The 17,713-nt window shown below is 59.3% G+C and carries 17 protein-coding genes; 9 read left to right on the top strand and 8 right to left on the bottom strand.

What is annotated here, in order from left to right:
- Positions 1-73: 73 nt before the first annotated feature.
- Together trhO and GOX21_RS06340 are read left to right on the top strand one after the other, a co-directional pair.
- Entirely contained in the window at positions 74-979 is a 906-nt protein-coding gene (gene trhO, locus GOX21_RS06345) for an oxygen-dependent tRNA uridine(34) hydroxylase TrhO (RefSeq protein WP_170376281.1), read from the top strand.
- Between the two features lie 75 nt (positions 980-1,054).
- Positions 1,055-1,558: a potassium channel family protein gene (locus tag GOX21_RS06340; protein WP_170349735.1), complete on the top strand. Its 504-nt coding sequence runs from the start codon at positions 1,055-1,057 to the stop codon at positions 1,556-1,558.
- A 4-nt stretch (positions 1,559-1,562) separates the two neighbouring features.
- Here GOX21_RS06340 and GOX21_RS06335 read toward each other — a convergent pair whose 3' ends face one another.
- The gene (locus GOX21_RS06335; RefSeq protein WP_170360821.1) at positions 1,563-1,892 is read right to left on the bottom strand and encodes a hypothetical protein; all 330 of its coding nucleotides are present in this window, start codon (positions 1,890-1,892) and stop codon (positions 1,563-1,565) included.
- Between the two features lie 182 nt (positions 1,893-2,074).
- On the opposite strand from GOX21_RS06335, the gene betB reads away from it, so the two are divergent.
- The 3 genes from betB (at position 2,075) to GOX21_RS06320 (ending at position 7,457) form a co-directional block, all read left to right on the top strand.
- Positions 2,075-3,529: a betaine-aldehyde dehydrogenase gene (betB, locus tag GOX21_RS06330; RefSeq protein ID WP_170376279.1), complete on the top strand. Its 1,455-nt coding sequence runs from the start codon at positions 2,075-2,077 to the stop codon at positions 3,527-3,529.
- Positions 3,530-3,675: 146 nt separating this feature from the next.
- A complete protein-coding gene (locus GOX21_RS06325; RefSeq protein WP_170376277.1) occupies positions 3,676-6,117 on the top strand; it encodes a GcvT family protein in 2,442 nt (813 codons plus the stop codon).
- Positions 6,114-7,457, top strand: a complete 1,344-nt coding sequence (locus GOX21_RS06320) for an MmgE/PrpD family protein (RefSeq protein ID WP_170376275.1) — start codon at positions 6,114-6,116, stop codon at positions 7,455-7,457. The genes GOX21_RS06325 and GOX21_RS06320 overlap by 4 nt, the downstream gene beginning before the upstream one ends.
- A 65-nt stretch (positions 7,458-7,522) precedes the next feature.
- Here the strand turns inward: GOX21_RS06320 and GOX21_RS06315 are convergent, their stop codons facing one another.
- The 5 genes from GOX21_RS06315 to GOX21_RS06295 are packed head-to-tail and all read right to left on the bottom strand — an operon-like array spanning position 7,523 to position 12,157.
- A complete protein-coding gene (locus tag GOX21_RS06315; RefSeq protein ID WP_170376272.1) occupies positions 7,523-9,667 on the bottom strand; it encodes a hypothetical protein in 2,145 nt (714 codons plus the stop codon).
- Positions 9,664-10,533 carry a flagellar motor stator protein MotA gene (gene motA, locus GOX21_RS06310; RefSeq protein WP_170376270.1) on the bottom strand — a complete coding sequence of 290 codons (870 nt, stop codon included), beginning with the start codon at positions 10,531-10,533 and terminating at the stop codon, positions 9,664-9,666. The genes GOX21_RS06315 and motA overlap by 4 nt, the downstream gene beginning before the upstream one ends.
- A gap of 38 nt (positions 10,534-10,571) precedes the next feature.
- Positions 10,572-11,147, bottom strand: coding sequence for a MotE family protein (locus GOX21_RS06305; protein ID WP_170376268.1), 576 nt, complete (start codon positions 11,145-11,147; stop codon positions 10,572-10,574).
- Positions 11,144-11,650 carry a hypothetical protein gene (locus GOX21_RS06300; protein ID WP_170376266.1) on the bottom strand — a complete coding sequence of 169 codons (507 nt, stop codon included), beginning with the start codon at positions 11,648-11,650 and terminating at the stop codon, positions 11,144-11,146. Before GOX21_RS06300 ends, GOX21_RS06305 begins: the two co-directional genes overlap by 4 nt.
- Positions 11,651-11,659: 9 nt before the next feature.
- Positions 11,660-12,157 (bottom strand): flagellar basal body-associated FliL family protein, encoded by a 498-nt coding sequence (locus tag GOX21_RS06295; protein WP_254428478.1) that lies wholly within the window; start codon positions 12,155-12,157, stop codon positions 11,660-11,662.
- A 119-nt stretch (positions 12,158-12,276) separates the two neighbouring features.
- Between GOX21_RS06295 and fliF the strand changes: the two genes are divergently transcribed.
- Genes fliF through fliP form a run of 4 tightly spaced genes read left to right on the top strand, consistent with a single transcriptional unit; the run spans position 12,277 to position 15,473 of the window.
- On the top strand, positions 12,277-13,866 hold the full coding sequence (fliF, locus tag GOX21_RS06290; protein WP_170376262.1) for a flagellar basal-body MS-ring/collar protein FliF: 1,590 nt from the start codon (positions 12,277-12,279) through the stop codon (positions 13,864-13,866).
- On the top strand, positions 13,866-14,462 hold the full coding sequence (locus GOX21_RS06285; protein ID WP_170376260.1) for an ABC transporter ATP-binding protein: 597 nt from the start codon (positions 13,866-13,868) through the stop codon (positions 14,460-14,462). The genes fliF and GOX21_RS06285 overlap by 1 nt, the downstream gene beginning before the upstream one ends.
- Positions 14,455-14,742, top strand: a complete 288-nt coding sequence (locus GOX21_RS06280) for a FliM/FliN family flagellar motor switch protein (protein ID WP_170360799.1) — start codon at positions 14,455-14,457, stop codon at positions 14,740-14,742. The genes GOX21_RS06285 and GOX21_RS06280 overlap by 8 nt, the downstream gene beginning before the upstream one ends.
- On the top strand, positions 14,742-15,473 hold the full coding sequence (gene fliP / locus GOX21_RS06275) for a flagellar type III secretion system pore protein FliP (RefSeq protein WP_170376257.1): 732 nt from the start codon (positions 14,742-14,744) through the stop codon (positions 15,471-15,473). Before GOX21_RS06280 ends, fliP begins: the two co-directional genes overlap by 1 nt.
- Before the next feature lie 4 nt (positions 15,474-15,477).
- On the opposite strand, the gene GOX21_RS06270 is transcribed toward fliP, so the two are convergent.
- A complete protein-coding gene (locus GOX21_RS06270; RefSeq protein ID WP_170376255.1) occupies positions 15,478-16,929 on the bottom strand; it encodes a sensor histidine kinase in 1,452 nt (483 codons plus the stop codon).
- Complete coding sequence (locus tag GOX21_RS06265; RefSeq protein WP_170376253.1) at positions 16,926-17,663, bottom strand: response regulator transcription factor; 738 nt, start codon at positions 17,661-17,663, stop codon at positions 16,926-16,928. The genes GOX21_RS06270 and GOX21_RS06265 overlap by 4 nt, the downstream gene beginning before the upstream one ends.
- Between the last annotated feature and the right edge of the window lie 50 nt (positions 17,664-17,713).

The raw sequence follows: 17,713 nt of genomic DNA, 5'->3' as shown, positions 1-17,713 counted from the left end.
CAATCGTCAATCTGGCTGCGAAGCGTCAATTCGATCCCTTGCGACTCTGTTGCGTCAGGTTTAGACCGCGCGCATGTATACCATCGCTGCTCTTTATCACTTCACCCGTTTCCAGGATCACGCTGCCCTGCGCGAGCCTTTGTCGGACCTGTGCCGTACGCAATCTGTCAAAGGCACATTGCTGCTGGCGCAAGAGGGGATCAATGGCACTATTGCCGGCCCCCGCGCCGGGATCGATGCGGTGCTGGCGCATATCAAAGCGCTGCCCGGCTGTGCCGATCTGGACTGGAAAGAGGCCACCGCCGATCACCCGCCTTTTGGCAAGATGAAGGTGCGCTTGAAAAAAGAGATCGTGACCATGGGGCAGCCGGATATCGATCCGCGCGCCCGTGTCGGCAACTATGTCGAGCCTGAGGATTGGAACGATCTGATCCGCTCGGACGACGTGGTGGTGATCGACACCCGCAACGATTATGAGGTGGCGATTGGCACGTTTGAGGGCGCAATAGACCCTGAAACGGCCAGTTTCCGTGAGTTCCCGGCTTGGTGGGAAGAGAACAAAGAGCGGTTCCACAACAAGCGCGTCGCCATGTTCTGCACCGGTGGTATTCGCTGTGAGAAATCCACTAACTTCCTGCTGGGGCAGGGGGTTGAGGATGTGTATCACCTGAAGGGCGGCATCCTGCGCTATCTTGAGGAAATGCCAGCTGATGACAGCACCTGGCAGGGCGAGTGCTTTGTGTTCGACAACCGTGTGTCCGTTGGGCACGGGCTGGTCGAGGGGCCGCATAACCTGTGCCACGGTTGCCGCCGTCCGATTCTGCCCGAGGATATGAAGCGCCCTGAATACGAACATGGCGTGTCCTGCCATCGGTGTGTTAACGAAACCTCTGAAGCCGACAAAATGCGGTTCCGTGAGCGGCAAAAGCAGATCGGTCTGGCGCGTCAGCGCGGGCAAGAGCATCTGGGCGCCGACTAACTCTCTGATAAATAAGGTTGCAGGCGCGGGTCGGAATGTCGATCATTGAACCTGCATCACCGTATCGGAGGTTTAATGCACCGCGACCCGACAACTCTGGATGAGTGGAAATCGACCTTGGTCGCGGCCTTGGGTCTGGTGGTCGTCAGCTTTGTTGCCTGGTATGGCCTGTCGCGGCTGAGCGAGACCACTGCTGGCGACAAAATAGGGACTGCAACAACCGTAGGGTTGACGATCTGGCTGGTGTCGCAGACCTGGTACTACATGACCCAGGTGAAATCCCCAAAGCGCCAGCTGTTGCTGATGGGGATATCCTTTATTCAGGTCGTGCCTTTCTTGTTCGCAGCCGTTTACGGCTCGTTCGGGTATAACGATCTGTGTGTGGTCGGGGCCAAAGGGCCGTCAGACGTTTTGTATTTCTCATATGTCACATTCACGACGGTTGGGTTCGGAGACCTGCATCCCGCAGGCCTGTGCCGCGGGCTGGCCGTGGCTGAGGCGATCACTGGGTATATCCTGCTGGGCCTGTTCGTAGCGGCGGCCGTGGGCATTTACGCGCGCGGACACAGCCAGAATTGAACGGTCACTTGTTGTGGTCGATCCACTGGGACATTGCGTATTTGTCGCGAAAACACTCAGACGGGATTGGCCTGCGTTTGCTGCGCGAAATCCGTTCGGCAAAGGCGACCTGCTTGCCTGTGGGATAATTGGCAAAAGGTGACGGATCGTGTGGTTTATGTGCCGAAATCCAGGCTGACATTGATCGGCGGTCACGTTGTGCTTCGACCGGGATTTCCAGCGCCGACTGTTCCGCAATAGCGCGGGCAAAGCGCATCTGCCGGTCCGTGACGGGCAGCAGGTGATAGTCGTTTGTCGGGCCGCTTGGGGCGGAATTTCGCAAGTTCTGGGTCATCGGATGTTCCCCTGACTATGTAGAACATAAATGGAACATTAGCTTTTAATTTCAAGAGAGGGGGCTGCGACTCGGCGGGATATTGCCTGTTACGGCTTTTATTGACTGACCAATCAATAAAAGCTAAATCCGCGGATAACGCTCTTTGCCCGACGCGGGTGCAATCAAGAAAAGGACGCGGCATGAAGTTTCAGCCCAAGGCCAGCCATTTCATCAATGGCGAATATGTCGAAGACACAAATGGCGCCCCCATCGACGTCATCTACCCGGCCACTGGCGAGGTCATCGCGCGGCTGCATTCCGCCACGCCAGAGATTGTAAATCAGGCTCTAAACAGCGCCAATGCGGCGCAAGCGGAATGGGCCGCGATGTCCGGAACTGAACGTGGCCGGGTTCTGCGCCGCGCCGCCGATATCATGCGTGAGCGTAATCGTGAGCTGTCGATCCTCGAAACCCACGACACCGGAAAACCGCTGCAAGAGACCTTGGTGGCCGATGCAACCAGTGGCGCGGATGCGCTGGAATATTTCGGTGGGCTGACGGCGTCGCTGACGGGTGAACATATCCCGCTGGGCGGTGGCGATTTCGTCTACACCATCCGCGAGGCGCTGGGTGTCTGCGTCGGAATCGGTGCGTGGAACTATCCGACGCAGATCGCTTGCTGGAAGGGTGCCCCTGCGCTGGCCTGCGGCAACACGATGGTGTTCAAACCCTCTGAGACCACGCCTCTGTCGGCCTTGAAGGTGGCCGAGATTCTGATCGAAGCCGGCGCGCCCAAAGGCGTCTACAACGTGGTGCAGGGCTATGGCGATGTAGGTGCGTCACTGGTGACCGACCCGCGCGTGGCCAAGGTATCGCTGACCGGATCCGTTCCGACGGGCCGCAAGGTCTATGCCGCCGCGGCGGATGGCATGAAACACGTGACCATGGAATTGGGTGGCAAGTCCCCAATGATCGTGTTCGATGACGCCGATATCGAAAACGCCGTGTCGGGTGCGATTTTGGGCAATTTCTATTCCTCAGGTCAGGTCTGTTCCAACGGCACCCGCGTGTTCGTGCAGAAAGGCATCAAAGAGACCTTCCTGAACCGTCTGTCCGAACGTTTGGCAACGGCGAAAATCGGCGATCCGCTGGATGAAGAGGTCAATTTCGGCCCCATGGTCAGCGAAAACCAGATGAACATCGCGCTGGGTTATATCAAAAAGGGCAAGGCCGAGGGCGCACGGCTGGTCTTTGGCGGTGAGCGCATCGAAGGTGACGGGTTCTATATGCAGCCTACTGTTTTTGCCGATGTCACCGATGATATGACCATCGCGCGCGAAGAAATCTTTGGCCCGGTCATGTCGGTGTTGGATTTCGACACCGAGGAAGAGGTACTGGCCCGCGCCAACGACACAGAATTCGGCTTGGCCGCCGGTGTGTTCACCAACGACCTGACCCGCGCCCACCGCATTGTGGCCGGGTTCGAGGCGGGCACCTGCTATATCAACACCTACAACCTTGCTCCGGTCGAGGCACCGTTTGGCGGGTCGAAAATGTCGGGTGTCGGACGTGAGAATTCGAAACTGGCGATCAACCATTTCAGCGAGATGAAGACGGTTTATGTCTCAATGAACGATGTCGAGGCACCGTATTAACTCATCTCTGCGTGAAAATTATTCATACCGAGAATACTCTGTTCCCGACATTTCGCGTCGGGAACAGAGCATAAGCCACCTTTGACCTGTGGCTGACTTTCCTGACAGGGTGCGGTTCATGCGCCCGCCAGCAGGAGGTCACACCCATGAAAACCCACGCCCAGGCCGTTGTGATCGGAGGAGGCCTTGTCGGCTGCTCGATCCTTTATCATCTGGCCAAGCTCGGCTGGACCGACGCGGTGCTGCTGGAGCGGGATGAGTTGACCTCGGGTTCGACCTGGCATGCGGCGGCGAATATTCATGGGCTGCACGACAACAACAACATCACCCGCATCCAGCATTATACGATGAACCTGTATAAAGAGCTGGAAAAGGAAACCGGACAGGGCTGCGGCGTGTTCCAGTCGGGCTCGCTGTATCTGGCGCAGACCGAGGACCGCGAACACCAGCTGCGCCTGCAAGAGGCCAAGGCAAAATTCTACGGCCTGAACTTCTATGAGATCAGCTGCGAACAGGCGATGGAACTGCATCCGCTGGCGCAGTTCGACGATATCCGCTGTATCATGTTTGAACCCGATGGCGGCAACGTCGATCCGTCGGGTGTGACTCACGCCTACGCCGCAGGGGCGCGCGCGATGGGGGCAACGATTGAGCGGTTTTGCCCTGTAATAGGGACTGAACAGAAATCTGATGGCTCGTGGATCGTGCGCACCGAAAAGGGTGATATCCACACGCAGTGGGTGGTCAATGCCGGGGGTCTGTGGGGGCGAGAAGTCGCGGCGCTGGCCGGGATCGAACTGCCGCTGCAACCGACCGAGCACCAGTATTTCGTGACCGAGGCGATTGACGAGGTTGCGGAACTGGGCCGTCGCCTGCCCTCGATCGCCGATCGGGATGGTGAGTATTATTTCCGTCAGGAAGGAAACGGCCTGCTGATCGGAGCCTATGAGAAAGACATGCGGTTCTGGGCCGAAAACGGCACGCCGCTGGACTTCGCCCATGACCTCTTCCCCGACGATCTGGACCGGATCATGGAAAACGTGATCCGCGCCACCGAACGTGTGCCGGTAGCGGCAACGGCCGGGGTCAAACGGGTGATCAACGGCCCGATGATCTGGTCGCCGGACAGCAACGCGATCTGGGGGCCGGTGCCAGAACTGAAGAACTATTTCTGCTGTACCGGTATCATCCCCGGCTTCTCGCAATCCGGTGGCCTTGGGCTGTTGGCGGCGCAATGGATGGTCGAGGGCGAGCCGCAATATGACATGTTCGCCTGGGATCTGGCGCGGTTCGGCGACTGGGCCGATAAGAAATTCACCAAGGCCAAGGTGGAGGATGTCTATACCCACCGTTTTGCCATCCATTTCCCGAATGAGGAACGCAGCGCTGGCCGTCCGGCCCGTGTGCGGCCGGCTTATGAAATGCAAAAGCAGATGGGTTGTGTGTTCGGCCTGAACTGTGGCTGGGAACACCCCTTGTGGTTCGCCGATCAGCCCGGTGAGACCGAAACCAACGGCTTCACCCGCCAGAACTGGTGGCAACCCGTGGGCCGCGAGGTACAGATGCTGCGCGACAACGTAGGCGTCATCGATATCTCGAACTTCGCCAACTACGTGATCAAGGGGCCGGGCGCGTATGACTGGCTGGACCGTCTGGTGGCCAATCGGGTGCCGACCGAAGTGGGACGGTCCTGCCTGACACCGCTGATCTCGGTTCGCGGTGGCGTGGCCGGTGATTTCACCATCACCAAAGTGGCCGAGGATGAGTATATGATGATCGGCTCTGGCATGGCGGAACGGTATCATCAGCGTTTTTTCAACATGGTCGATCTGCCCGAAGGCACCACGTTCGAGGTTGCCACCAATCGGATTGCGGGCTTCAACGTGGCCGGTCCAAAGTCGCGCGATCTGCTGCAACGGCTGACCAACGCGGACCTTTCGAACGAAGCGTTCCGCTTTATGCGGTCCCAGACCATCGAAGTGGCCGGGGTGACCTGTCTGGCCATCCGCGTTTCGTTCACCGGTGATCTGGGGTGGGAGCTACACTGCGCCGAATCCGATCAAATCAGGCTCTATTCCGCGCTTTTGAATGCGGCGAAAGAGTTGAACGGTGGCCCGGTTGGCGGTCGCGCGTTGGGATCTCTGCGCATCGAAAAAGGCTACGGCTCGTGGGGACGGGAGTATTCTCAGGAATACTGGCCGCAAGAGGTCGGGTTGGCCGGCCTGATCAAACTGGACAAGGATTTCCTGAACAAAGACGCCTATCTGTCCATCAAAGATAATTCTGCCCGCGAAATGCTTTCGATCTTTGAGGTTGATGCCGTTGACGCTGATGCCACCGGAGGTGAGCCGATATTCATGCCCGATGGTACGCCTGTGGGCCGGGTGACCTCGGGCGCCTATGGCTATTCGGTGGGCAAGTCCCTGGCCGTTGGGTATGCCGACCCCAAAGTGGCCGGCCCCGGCGATACGGTCGAAATCTACATTCTGGGCAAGCCACACAGCGCCAGAATCCTCTCGGAACCGCCTTTTGATCCCAAAGGTCACAAGTTGCGTGATATTCAGCCGGTCGCCGAAGGCGTCTCATGACTGGAACTTTCGCCCGCGTTGCAGATTTTGCCCTGAACCGATCTGCCGATCAGATGCCCGTCAGCGCCAAGGAAGCGGCTGCGCTGATGATGCTGGATACGATGGGCATCCTGATCGCCTCTGGCCCGATGGAGGCCGGGGTGATCGCACGCGACACGGCGGCCCTGCTCTATGGCAGCTCTGATCCGGACTACAGCGCCCGGATGATGTTCGACGGGCGTCCGGTCAGCATGGCCGGGGCGGCTTATGCGGCGGCGACCCAGACTGATAACCTGGATGGGCATGACGGCTATAACCCGACCAAGGGGCATATTGGTGTCGTGGTTTTGCCCGCACTGATCGCCATGGCCGCCCATCGCCCGGATCTGACGGGCCCCGAAGCACTGGCGACGGTGATCACCGGCTATGAAATTGCCGGGCGCGCGGGGTTGTCGCTGCATGCCTCGGTCAGTGACTACCATACGTCAGGTGCATGGAACGCGTTAGGCGTAGTCGCGATGGCCGCCCGTCTGCGCGGCCATTCGCAGGATCAGATGCGGCAGGCAATGGGTATCGCCGAATATCACGGTCCCCGCAGTCAGATGATGCGCGAGATAGCCAACCCCACGATGCTGCATGACGGATCGGGTTGGGGTGCGCTTGTCGGAGTTTCAGCCGCTATTCTGGCCGAACATGGCTTTACCGGTGCCCCCGCCATCACGATCGAGGCAGAAATCGCCGCGCCTCATTGGGCCGATCTAGGCCAGTTTTGGCAGGTCGAGCATCAATACGTGAAACCCTACCCAATCTGCCGTTGGGCCCATGCCGCAATCGACGGTGTCCGGGCGGTAATGCGGGACAATGACCTGTATCATGCGCAAATCCGGTATATTCAGATCAACACATTCCATCAGGGTGCTTGCCTGTATGCCGGAATGCCCGGCACGACCTCTCAGGCACAGTATTCGTTGCCTTTCGCGGTGGCCGTGCAGGCGCTTTACGGTCGGATCGGGGTCGAGCATATTTCCGGTTCCGGTCTTTCTGACCCGGCAGTGGCCGCGCTGATACCCCGTATTCACGTGGCCGAGAGTGATCGTCACAATGCCCGCTTCCCCGAGGGGCGTTGGGCCGATGTCAGTGTCGAAACCACGGATGGGCAGATTTTCGACTCTGGAGATGTCCACGCCCGAGGCGGTCCTGAGGTCCCCATCAGCCGCGAAGAAGTGATCACCAAGTACTCGGAATTCGCAACGCCAGTCATCGGCCCGACCCGGGCTGCGGCAATTCGGGATGCAATTTTGGGATGGGTCGCGCCGGACTCTCGGATGTCTGACTTGTCTCCGTTGATATTTGATCCTTAGAAAACGTGTCGTTTACGTCGCGCGTGTCGACAAACAACAGGAAAGTGTCCGCGTTAGAGCCGTATTCACGGCTGACTCAATATGGCAAACAACTCCGCAATCCTGTTGCGGGTTTCCACGCTGTCCCTCAATAGGTTCTCCGCGTCGGCCAGGGGCGTTTCAGGAAGTCGGGCCGGTGCACCTGTTAGACCCTGGGATGTCTGGACGACCTGATCGAATTTGGTGTGATTTTCCAAATTCACTTGCTCTGGTAGATCGGCCAGCCAGAACAAGCGGTTTGCTTCATCCTCACGACCTGAGTTGCGCATCAGATCACCCGCCGCCGCAAAATCCTCTGCTGCAATCAGGGCTTCAGTCCGTAGCATACTCGCTGCGTCCGTCTGATCATCGTCCAGTTCCAGCATCGCTTGATGCGGACGCTGATCCAATAGCGCGGCTTTGGCCCGCAGACGGGCACGCTCACCCCGCCTCAGCCTGTCCTGATGACGCTTTGCTAGTGCGTATGCATGTCGTGAAAACCCAAGCTTTGCCAGTCGGTCAGCAACGGCAATGGCTGTGTCGGTTGTCAGATTTTGGGAATGCTTATGTGACAAGATCAGGACGCGGCGCAAAAAGGTCGCATCATCAGCGCGTTCGGTCAGGATAAGCACCGCACGGTTCAGAGCGTCCGCGGATTCCGCATCCTCTGACAGCTCTGCCACCAAATCCAGAGAGGCATCGAATTCCTGACTCAGGCTTAGCGCGACCATATGGGTTTGTTTCATCAGGGGGCCGATGTCAGAACGGCGAAACTCAACCGTGTAGGATTCCGCCAGATCCAGTTCCTGAGGAGAGATTGCGCCACGTTCCAGCCAACGTTTGTCGACCAGTCGGGCCAGTGCCAACGGCGCCTCAAGCGTGGCGTCTGACGCTTCGATCGCTTCAGTCAGCAAGGCTTCGGTCCGGGGGGCGTCACCTTCGGCCGCTGCAACCTTGGCCTTTGCCTGCGCGACATTTGCGCTGGTTTGCGTCTTGACGCGATCGACCGAGCGCAAGATCCGCCGGGCGGCTTCTAACTCGTCCCCGTCTACCAGAATGTCCGACAAGGCCGGGCCGACATGGCGCCGCAGATGGTCCGGTAAGCGGGCAAAAGACTGTTCGATAGCCGTTAGATTGGCGTCGCCTTGCAAGTTGCCTTCACTCATCGCCGCCCACAAAGCCACATCGCCCTCGCAACGCTGCAAGCCCTGGAACGGATTGCCTTCGATCAGCGGCCCATCATCCAGAACACGGGCAATGGCCGCGATGTGTTCGGTTTCCAAAGATCGCTCGTCCAGCAGGTCCAACGCCCGGATCGCTTCGGCGCCAAACCCGGAATGCGCGTACAGTTTCGCCAGTTTCAGCGCGCTCTCTTTGTCGATGGTATCGAATTCTTGGTACAGTTCTGATCGAAGCTGCGCGGCTTGTTCTGGAAACGGACGCTCGTCAGACCAACGGTCAAAAGCCAGCTCGGCGCTGGATACGCAGGGTGGGCGCCGTTCCACTTTTGGAACATCCGGACCCAAAAGCCCGTTCAAACCGTCCAAAATCGAAGTCACTTGAACATTCAATTCAACATCGGCTGGCAAAAACAGGCTTTGATTCCCGTTGGATGCGCGTGGCCCCACCGGCGCAATGTTCAGATCAATGATTCCGCGGTCCGCCCCCTGCAGCAGCCGGGTCGAAAGCTGGTCTTCGAATCCGTTCGCGTTGAGGTTCAACAGCGGCAGGGCCAGTGCATCAATGGTCTGCTCCGGGCCTGTCGTTTTGATTTCTTTTGGGGTTTTGGGCAGGACCGGGGCCTGAATATTACTGGTGAGCGGCGGCAGGAAGGTGCCGGGTGCGATATCAATCACAATCATCGTACTTTTGAAAAGAAAGGCCGAAGCGACACAATCGCAACCGAACTCCAGTTCCAGTGCACCGCCTGGTTCGGCCTGCGAAATCGCGGCAAGTCGGTTTTGCGTCAGACGTTGGAAGACGGTGCCGGTTCGGTATGTCACATCCTTCAGCGCGACGTTCAGGCGTGCGCCGTTTTTTGTCTGTTTCAGAACCCAATCGGTGTCTTGAGGCACTTGAACCACCAATCTGGTATAACCTTCATGCTCACCCGAGCGCACCGTCAGATCTTGCGCTGCGGCTCCGCTGGCCCCGGCGATGAACGCCGAGAATAAGAATGCAAACCGGGTCATGCGGCTGCCTGTTTGAGTTCTTTCAACGCTTCTTCCAACTCGGTGAAATCAGGGCGGTTGTGGGTTGGGGTGTTCTGACGCCCAACCTCAATGCACATGGCAGCGTTGTGGTTGTGCAGATTGGCGACCAACACTTCTTTGATCAGCTGGTAGAAGTGGTTGTCTTCTTCGACGACAGCTTTCAGTTTGCCCGCGAAAGGCCCGACCAGGCCATAAGCCAGAAACACCCCAAGAAAGGTCCCCACCAGGGCGCCGCCGATCAATTTACCCAGCACTTCGGGGGGCTGGTCAATCGAACCCATCGTCTTGATCACGCCAAGAACCGCCGCAACGATGCCCAAGGCAGGCAGGCCATCCGCAACCGTCTGCAAGGCGTGGCTGGAATGCATGGCATGGTGGAAGTTCGCCTCCATCCGCTTTTCCAGAACTTCTTCCACCTGATGCGGATCATCATAGTTCATCGAGGCGGCGCGCATCGTATCGCAGATCAGGTCAACGGCCTCTTTATCTGCCTGAATTTTCGGGTAAGCCGAGAACAGAGATGAATTTTCCGGGTCTTCGATATGTTGTTCCACCTCGACCGGGTTGGCCTTGGCAATACGGATCAGCGAGAACAGCAGGCACAGCAGGTCGCGGTAGTCCTCAGGTTTCCATTTTGGTCCTTTGAACACTTTGCCCATGTCTTTGAGGGTGTGTTTGACGGCGCTCATGTCATTGCTGATCAGGAAAGCGCCAACAGCGGCACCGCCGATCATCATCATCTCAAAAGGAAGCGATTTCAAAATGATGGTCATTTTGCCGCCCGCAGCCAGATAACCGCCGAACACCATGGCGAAAATGACGACAATTCCGATTATTCCGATCATGGGTGATCTCCAGCAAAATCCTGTGCGGGGTTAGAGTTTTATTCCTGTGGGGCGGCGGCGTTGCGGCCTGCCATTATGACGCTGATGGTATAGGCGGCTTCGGGGCGCAGGCCGGTCAGAACACCAGCAGCCGCATCGGGCGGCATGCGAGACAGGAATCCGGCGGCAAAGCTTGGGTCCATCGTCTCAAACAACGCTGCGGCGTCCTTGGGTTTCATGCTTTGATAGACATCCGTCAGGCGCGTCAGATCGGTCTCGGCAGCTTTTTCGGCAATGGCGAGCGTCGCGCGCAGGGCCTCTTCGGCCTCTTGCAGGGCAACCAGTCGCGTCTCGATCGCCTGATCCGCAATGGCCAATGCCTTTTCCTTGTCAAGCGCTGCTGCCTCGCGCTTTTTCAGCGCTTCTTCCCGGCGCAGCAGTTCGGTCAGCAGGACCTGTGCGCCGGGCAGATCGGCCTGTGCGTGTTTGACTTTGGGAGCATAAGGTTCGGCAGTTTTTGCCAACGCTGGTCCTGCTTCCAGCCCAAGACGAATCGCGGCAGACCCGATCATCAGCAAAGAGATGACGGCCAGCACGCCACCTTTTGGGCGCCTATCGGCTTTCCGGCGGGTCATGATGCGGCCTCACCCTGAGAGCGATCGTGGCGGAAGAACATCAAGCCGCCCGGCCGCTTGGCCGGTTTTGGGGCGGTCGCGTCCTTTTTTGGCTTCTCGGGCGCTGCGATCGTTTCAGCGACTTCATCTAACTCAGCCACGGCGGATTCCGCCTGTTCCTCGGGTGCGGCGCTGATATCTTCTTCGGTGTCGGTCGACTGGTCGGGTTTGTCTTGCGATGGAACGACGTCGTGCATCGAAGCCATCATCAGCTCTAACCGTTGCGCCACCGATTCGGCCCGCTGCGTCAGCTCTTTCAATTCCGCACCGGACTGGTCCGAGGCTGCTTGTGCGGCACCCAGGGATTTCTTAAGCTCATCCGCCTGGGTCGATAGAACAGCAACCGCGCCGCCCACGCCTTTTTCCAGATCGGTGAAGCGTTTCAGCCGTCGGGACAGCACGAAACAATACAGACCCGCACCCAGCGCGCCGGCGACCAGCAAAATATCTGCAATCAGCTCCAATTTCGCCTCCTAGTTCAAAACGAATTCCATCACGAGAACGTCGCGCACGCGGCCTTCTCCGACGACGATTTCAATGCGGCGCAGCAGATGGCCGCGGATGCGCATCAGGGCCAGAGAATCTTCAAGGTCCGAGACTTCGACCGCGCGTAGATACCCGTTCAGGATGTCCATGATTCGGGGTTTCATCTTTTCGACATCGGCGGCGTATTCGCTGTTCACCTCAAGCTGAGCGTGAAATTTCAGATGCCGCGAATCGCCTGCATTCACCGACACGATCACCGGCGGCAGATCGATGAATCCCACTTGCGGCAGGGCCTTTACAGCCTTGCCCTTATCCGTTTCCTTGACGTCTTCCATTGCGGGCTTGCCACCAAAAGGAAGCAACCCGGAGGTGGTCAGGAAATAGCCACCAGCCGCCCCGGCCACGGCCAGAATCACCCCTATGATCATCCCTTTTTTCCCAGATTTTTCTGGTACTTCTGCCTGTTCTGCAGTCGCGTCAGTCATGACGTCCTCATTTGTCCGTTCTGCAATCGTCATAACCCGGCAGGGACTAACCGATTGTTAAGGGCAATCGTTCAAACAAGGGATGCGCCGGGCAGAATGTCGGCGAGTCGGAGGTGATCGTGCAGCAGATCGGAACTGTCTGGGCAAGTTTGGACAGGCGTAAACAAATCATCGTCGCCGGTGCAGTAGTGCTGGTTTTTCTTGGGGTCCTTGCGATGTCGCGGATGGTCACGGCGCCGTCGATGACCTTGCTTTATGCCGGGCTGGAAAGTGGCGCGGCGGGGGATGTCGTCCGCTCGCTGGATCAGCGCGGGGTGCTTTATGAGATTCGGGGCGGCTCGATCTACGTGCCCGGATCACAGCGAGATGAGCTGCGCATGACACTCGCCAGCGAGGGGATGCCCGCCAACGGCAATCAAGGCTATGAGCTGTTGGATTCACTTAGCGGGTTTGGCACCACCTCGCAGATGTTCGATGCCGCCTATTGGCGCGCAAAAGAAGGTGAGCTGGCCCGAACCATCGTTGGCAGCCCTCATGTCAGCCAGGCACGGGTTCATATTGCCAACGGATCGAACAACCCGTTTCAGCGCAGCGTGGCGCCGACGGCCTCGGTCTATCTGGTGCCGTCAGGGGCGCATATCACATCCGATCAGGCCAAGGCGATCCGGTTTCTTGTGGCGTCTGCCGTCAGTGGTCTGGCGCCTGAGAATGTCACCGTGGTCGATTCGAACGGGGCGATGATCGGCGCGCAGGAGACCGCAGTCGCTGCGGATACGGCAGATGACAAGGCGCGCCAGTTGCGCGAGCGTGTGATGCGATTGGTCGAGGCGCGCGTCGGCACGGGCAATGCTGTGGTTGAGGTCAGCGTCGACACCGTGACCAAGACCGAATCCATCCGCGAACGCCGTTTTGACCCCAATGGCCGCGTTGCCATCAGCACTGATGTCGAGGAACGCTCGGACAGCGCCCGCAATCAATCCGCCGATGTCACCGTGGCGTCGAACCTGCCGGATGGCGATGGCGCGGGTGGGGACGAATCGAATTCGAACGCGACGCAGACGCGGGAACGGGTGAATTACGAGGTCTCGGAAACTGAATTGGAAGTCCACAATGCCCCCGGTGCGATCAAGCGTCTGACGGTTGCGGTTCTGGTCAACGGCACACGGTCCGTGGATGCGACCGGAGTCGAGACATTTGAGCCGATGCCCGAAACCGAGATGGAGGCCTTGAAGGAGCTTGTGGCCTCGGCCGTGGGGTTCGACGCCGAACGCGGGGACGTCATCACCCTGAAATCGCTGGACCTGCCGGTGGTAGAGCCGCAGGGCACATTGGCAGCGGCCTCGATCTGGCAAAAGGTTCATTTCGACGCGATGTCGTTGATCCAGATGGCAGTGTTGGCGATTGTCTCGCTGGTGCTTGGGCTCTTCGTGATCCGTCCGATCCTGACCAAACCGGCGATGGCCCCGGCCTTGCTGCCCGCCGGGGCACCTCCTGAGCCCGAGGCCATTCTGACCGGCGAGATAGCGACTGACGAAAACGGACAATTTAGCGCGCTGCCGGGCCAGACTGCCGCTGGCGACGTCCCGGCGCTGGCCGCGCAGGCGGGCGCTGATCCGGTCGACCGATTGCGGGCTATGATCGGCGATAAACAGGAAGAGACCGTCGAGATCCTGCGCAGCTGGCTTGAAGAAGGTGAGGAGCGCGTCTGATGTCGATTGCTCATCTTCTTGAGGATTTCACGCTGCAAGCCGGGGGCGGCAAGCTGCACCTGCTGGACGAGGACGCGCTGGAGGAACAGCGGCTGGCAGCGTTCGAGCAAGGCTATAGCGCCGGTTGGGAAGACGCGCTTCAGGCGCAAGAACAAAGCCGAGGTCAGGTCTCAGACGGGCTGGCCAGATCGTTGGAGGACATGTCCTTTACTTATCATGAGGCTGTCACCCGCATGACGTTGTCGCTGGACCCGATGTTCCAGAGCCTGGTGGACACTGTCCTGCCCGAAACGCTGGATCGCGGTTTTCCTGTCCGGTTGGCCGAACAGCTGACCGAAATGGCGCGGGAACAGATTGGCCAGCCGATGCAAATCTTCGTGCCCAAGGGCCGCACAGCTGGGGTAGAGGCCCTGCTACCGCAGGAACTGTCCTCACCCACTCGCGTGATCGAAGACCCCTCGTTAGAGCCAGGACAGGCCCGGTTGCAGGTCGGTACAACCCAGCGTGAGGTGGATTGCAGCGGTCTGCTCGCCGCAGTCGCGGGGGCATTTGACGCTTATGTATTTGAGGCAAAAGAGGCAGTGAACCATGAATGATCCCCAAACTCCGAAACCCGAAAAAGCCAATCCGTTCGAGGCGGTTCCGATTGAGGTTACGGTTTCGGTCGGGCGTGCGCGTCCGCTGATCCGCGACCTGCTGAACATGGGTGAGAACGCCGTGCTGACGCTGGACAAGCGGATCGAGGACCCGGTTGACCTGTATGTCGGAGACCAACTGGTCGCCCGCGGCCTGCTGGAGGAGATGGAGGGCGATCAGGCCGGGCAGCTTGCTGTGCGCCTGACAGAGATTGCTGATTTGCAGAACGGGATCGGTTGATGCGGCTTCTGCTTTGGTTGGTTGTTGCGCTGGCGACGCTGTCCCCGTCTCTGGCTGTGGCGCAAGAGCTGTCGCTGTCATTGGGCGAGGGGGGGTCGATCTCGGCGCGGACCATCCAGCTGATCCTTTTGATCACGATCCTCAGCCTGGCACCTGGGCTGGCGATCATGGTCACCTGTTTTCCGTTTCTGATCACCGTTCTGGCCATTCTGCGTCAAGGGATCGGATTGCAGCAGTCGCCACCGAACATGCTGATCGTCAGCCTGGCGATGTTCCTGACCTATTTCATCATGGAGCCCGTATTTTCCGAGGCCTGGGCCACCGGTATTCGACCGATGGTCGAAGAAACCATGGCGGTCGAACCCGCGTTGCAGATTGCCATTCAGCCCTTCCGAGCCTTTATGGCAGCGCGGCTGGACCCAGATACGTTTCACGCGATGGCGGCCTTGCGACCTGGCGGTGACGCTATCGCCCTGACGCCCGAGGCGCCGCTGTCGATCCTGATGCCGTCCTTCATGCTGTCCGAGATTGCACGCGCCTTTCAGATTGGTTTTCTGATTTTCCTGCCGTTTCTGATCATTGATCTGGTTGTGGCGGCGGTGCTGATGTCGATGGGAATGATGATGGTGCCGCCTGCGACGGTATCGCTGCCATTCAAGCTGGCGTTTTTTGTTATTGCGGATGGCTGGTCGCTGATCGCCGGGGCGTTGGTGCGCAGCTATATGACATGAGGTATCACTGCCGGGTGATTTGCAGCCGCGCGCGCAAGCCCTGGTCCCCGGCCTCAAAACTGAGGGAGCCCCCATGCTGTTCGGCAATTGTGGCCACGATGGTCAGACCCAGGCCGAACCCGTCTGAGGATCCGATGTTCGATCCGCGCCGGAACGGTGCCATCAGGTTTTCGATATCAGTGACGGACAGATCGGCACCCTTGTCCTCGACCGTGATGGTCGCGGTGCGGGCGTCGGTTTCCAGCTGCACCTCGGCATGGCGGCCGTATTTCAGGGCGTTGTCGATCAGATTTGTTAACGCCCGTTTCAGAGAGATTGGCCGCCCCATCACCAGCATCCGCCGTGTCTCGGGCAAGGATCCATGCCCGCGTCGGGACATGAAGACCGATTGCGCGCCTTCGACTGCGACCGGGGCGATTTTCTTCAGGGTCACCGGCAGGTCCATGTCCTGATAATCAGCGACCACAGACTCGACCAGCGCGGTCAGGGAAATCTGACGGGGGTCTTCAACGCTGAGTTCCGAGCGTGTGTAAGTCAGCACGCTTTCGATCATGCCCGTCATCTGATCCACATCGGCCTCAAGCTTTTCGCGCAGTTCGTCATCGGCGATCAGGGCCGCGCGCAGGCGAACACGCGTGGCAGGGGTGCCAAGATCGTGACTGACACCGGACAGAACGGTAGCGCGTTTTTCAAGCTGCATGCGCTCGGCATCCAGATGGTCGTTCACGGCTGACACGATGTCGCGCAGTTCCGCCGGGCCGTCGGCATCATAGCTGCTCGGCCCGCCCCGGCGCTTGCGGCCGCGCAGGGCGTTGGAAAACCGGGTGAAACTGTCCGAGACATTGCCGATCGATGTCAGGATGACCGCCAAAGCCACGATGGCGGCCAGAATGGCGGGCAGGCGCAGGTCGCCAGGGGCGGCCTTGCAACCCCAGATATCGGTGCCGTCCACCTGCTGCCAGCCCCTGTGTCCGAACCGGGCGACCAGGATTGGCTCGCTGCAATAGGTGGCAAGAAGGCGGGTCAGATTGCCCATCTTCTCGGCCCCGGTCTGGTCAACGCGGGACAGAAGATCAGACACTGGGTAAACCAGCCGGTCGGACATCACCGCCAGCGTCAGTTCGCGCCCGGCCAGGGGGGCGGTGTTGTCGGTCAGGATCGACAGGTTGGTGACAAAGCTGCGATCCGACAGGCCGGGCAGTTGCTCGAACCGCCCGACATCGGCCAACTGCGCAGCTTCGGGGGACAAGGGGGTGATCGTGATCCCCGGCGGGGGGATTTTGCTGACCCGCAGCTCTTCATAGACGGAAAACCCTGCGACATAGGCGCGGGTTAGAAAGTTGTCCCAGGCGCGGGCCGAAGAAAACCACAGCCCGGCGGAGAGAAGCCCCGAGGCAAAGGCGGCCCCTGTCCAGATCCAGCCCAGGCTGCGCAGGCGCGGGGCGTGTGTGGTCATGCGTCCTCTTCCACCGACACTTCGGCCGCAAAGACATAGCCGACCCCGCGTTCGGTACGCAGCATCTGCGGGTCTTTCGGGTTGACCTCGATTTTCGAACGCAACCGACCAACCAGCATGTCGATGGCGCGACCCTGCGCCTCGGGTTTGTCGGCGCTGCCGGTGACGTCCAGCGCAGCGGCGATTTCATCCCGAGTTAGGGGGATATGCGGGTTGGCCAGCAAAACCTTGAGCAGCGCAGTTTCCCGTTGCGACAGAGGAACCAGGTAGCCTTCGGGTGAATGCACCTCATCCCGTTTGCCGTCATAGGCCCAGTCGTTGAACCGAAAGCGGTGTGTGCGGCGGCGATAGGCCAGCGACGGCGTACGCCGGGCGCGTTGCATCACCGCACGAACCCGCGCCAGCATCAGCTGCGGGTTGAAAGGCTTGGCGATATAGTCGTCGGCCCCGACCTCGTACCCCGCCATGCGCTGATGGTCGGCTGACAGGGCCGAAACCAGAATGATCGGCACGTCCTGTTCAGCCCGCAGGCGGGCGCAGATCTCGACTCCGTTCTCATCCCCAAGCATCACATCCAGCAGGATCAGGTCGATCCGTCCCGCTTTCAGATGGTTGCGGATTTCAGCCTCGGAACTGGCGGGCAGGGCGACGAACCCGTTCTGATGCAGGAATTGGGTCATCATCGACCGCATTTCAGGGTCGTCATCCACCACCAAAAGTCGCGGAATGCTCACGCGGTTTGTCCTCCCAGTTTCTGCTGCTCCGACATCATCCATTGTAACGA

This window comes from Ruegeria atlantica, from assembly GCF_013032005.1.
In the GTDB taxonomy this organism is placed as follows: Bacteria; Pseudomonadota; Alphaproteobacteria; order Rhodobacterales; family Rhodobacteraceae; genus Ruegeria; species Ruegeria atlantica_A.
Note: the sequence above shows the minus strand (reverse complement) of the source record. Positions and strands in the feature narration are given on the sequence as shown.

Bases quoted from the DNA above. Each gene is read 5' to 3' on its own strand.
- trhO (WP_170376281.1), top strand. From the start codon at position 74: ATGTATACCATCGCTGCTCTTTATCACTTCACCCGTTTCCAGGATCAC.
- GOX21_RS06340 (WP_170349735.1), top strand. From the start codon at position 1,055: ATGCACCGCGACCCGACAACTCTGGATGAGTGGAAATCGACCTTGGTC.
- GOX21_RS06335 (WP_170360821.1), bottom strand. From the start codon at position 1,892: ATGACCCAGAACTTGCGAAATTCCGCCCCAAGCGGCCCGACAAACGAC.
- betB (WP_170376279.1), top strand. From the start codon at position 2,075: ATGAAGTTTCAGCCCAAGGCCAGCCATTTCATCAATGGCGAATATGTC.
- GOX21_RS06325 (WP_170376277.1), top strand. From the start codon at position 3,676: ATGAAAACCCACGCCCAGGCCGTTGTGATCGGAGGAGGCCTTGTCGGC.
- GOX21_RS06320 (WP_170376275.1), top strand. From the start codon at position 6,114: ATGACTGGAACTTTCGCCCGCGTTGCAGATTTTGCCCTGAACCGATCT.
- GOX21_RS06315 (WP_170376272.1), bottom strand. From the start codon at position 9,667: ATGACCCGGTTTGCATTCTTATTCTCGGCGTTCATCGCCGGGGCCAGC.
- motA (WP_170376270.1), bottom strand. From the start codon at position 10,533: ATGATCGGAATAATCGGAATTGTCGTCATTTTCGCCATGGTGTTCGGC.
- GOX21_RS06305 (WP_170376268.1), bottom strand. From the start codon at position 11,147: ATGACCCGCCGGAAAGCCGATAGGCGCCCAAAAGGTGGCGTGCTGGCC.
- GOX21_RS06295 (WP_254428478.1), bottom strand. From the start codon at position 12,157: ATGACTGACGCGACTGCAGAACAGGCAGAAGTACCAGAAAAATCTGGG.
- GOX21_RS06285 (WP_170376260.1), top strand. From the start codon at position 13,866: ATGTCGATTGCTCATCTTCTTGAGGATTTCACGCTGCAAGCCGGGGGC.
- GOX21_RS06280 (WP_170360799.1), top strand. From the start codon at position 14,455: ATGAATGATCCCCAAACTCCGAAACCCGAAAAAGCCAATCCGTTCGAG.
- fliP (WP_170376257.1), top strand. From the start codon at position 14,742: ATGCGGCTTCTGCTTTGGTTGGTTGTTGCGCTGGCGACGCTGTCCCCG.
- GOX21_RS06270 (WP_170376255.1), bottom strand. From the start codon at position 16,929: ATGACCACACACGCCCCGCGCCTGCGCAGCCTGGGCTGGATCTGGACA.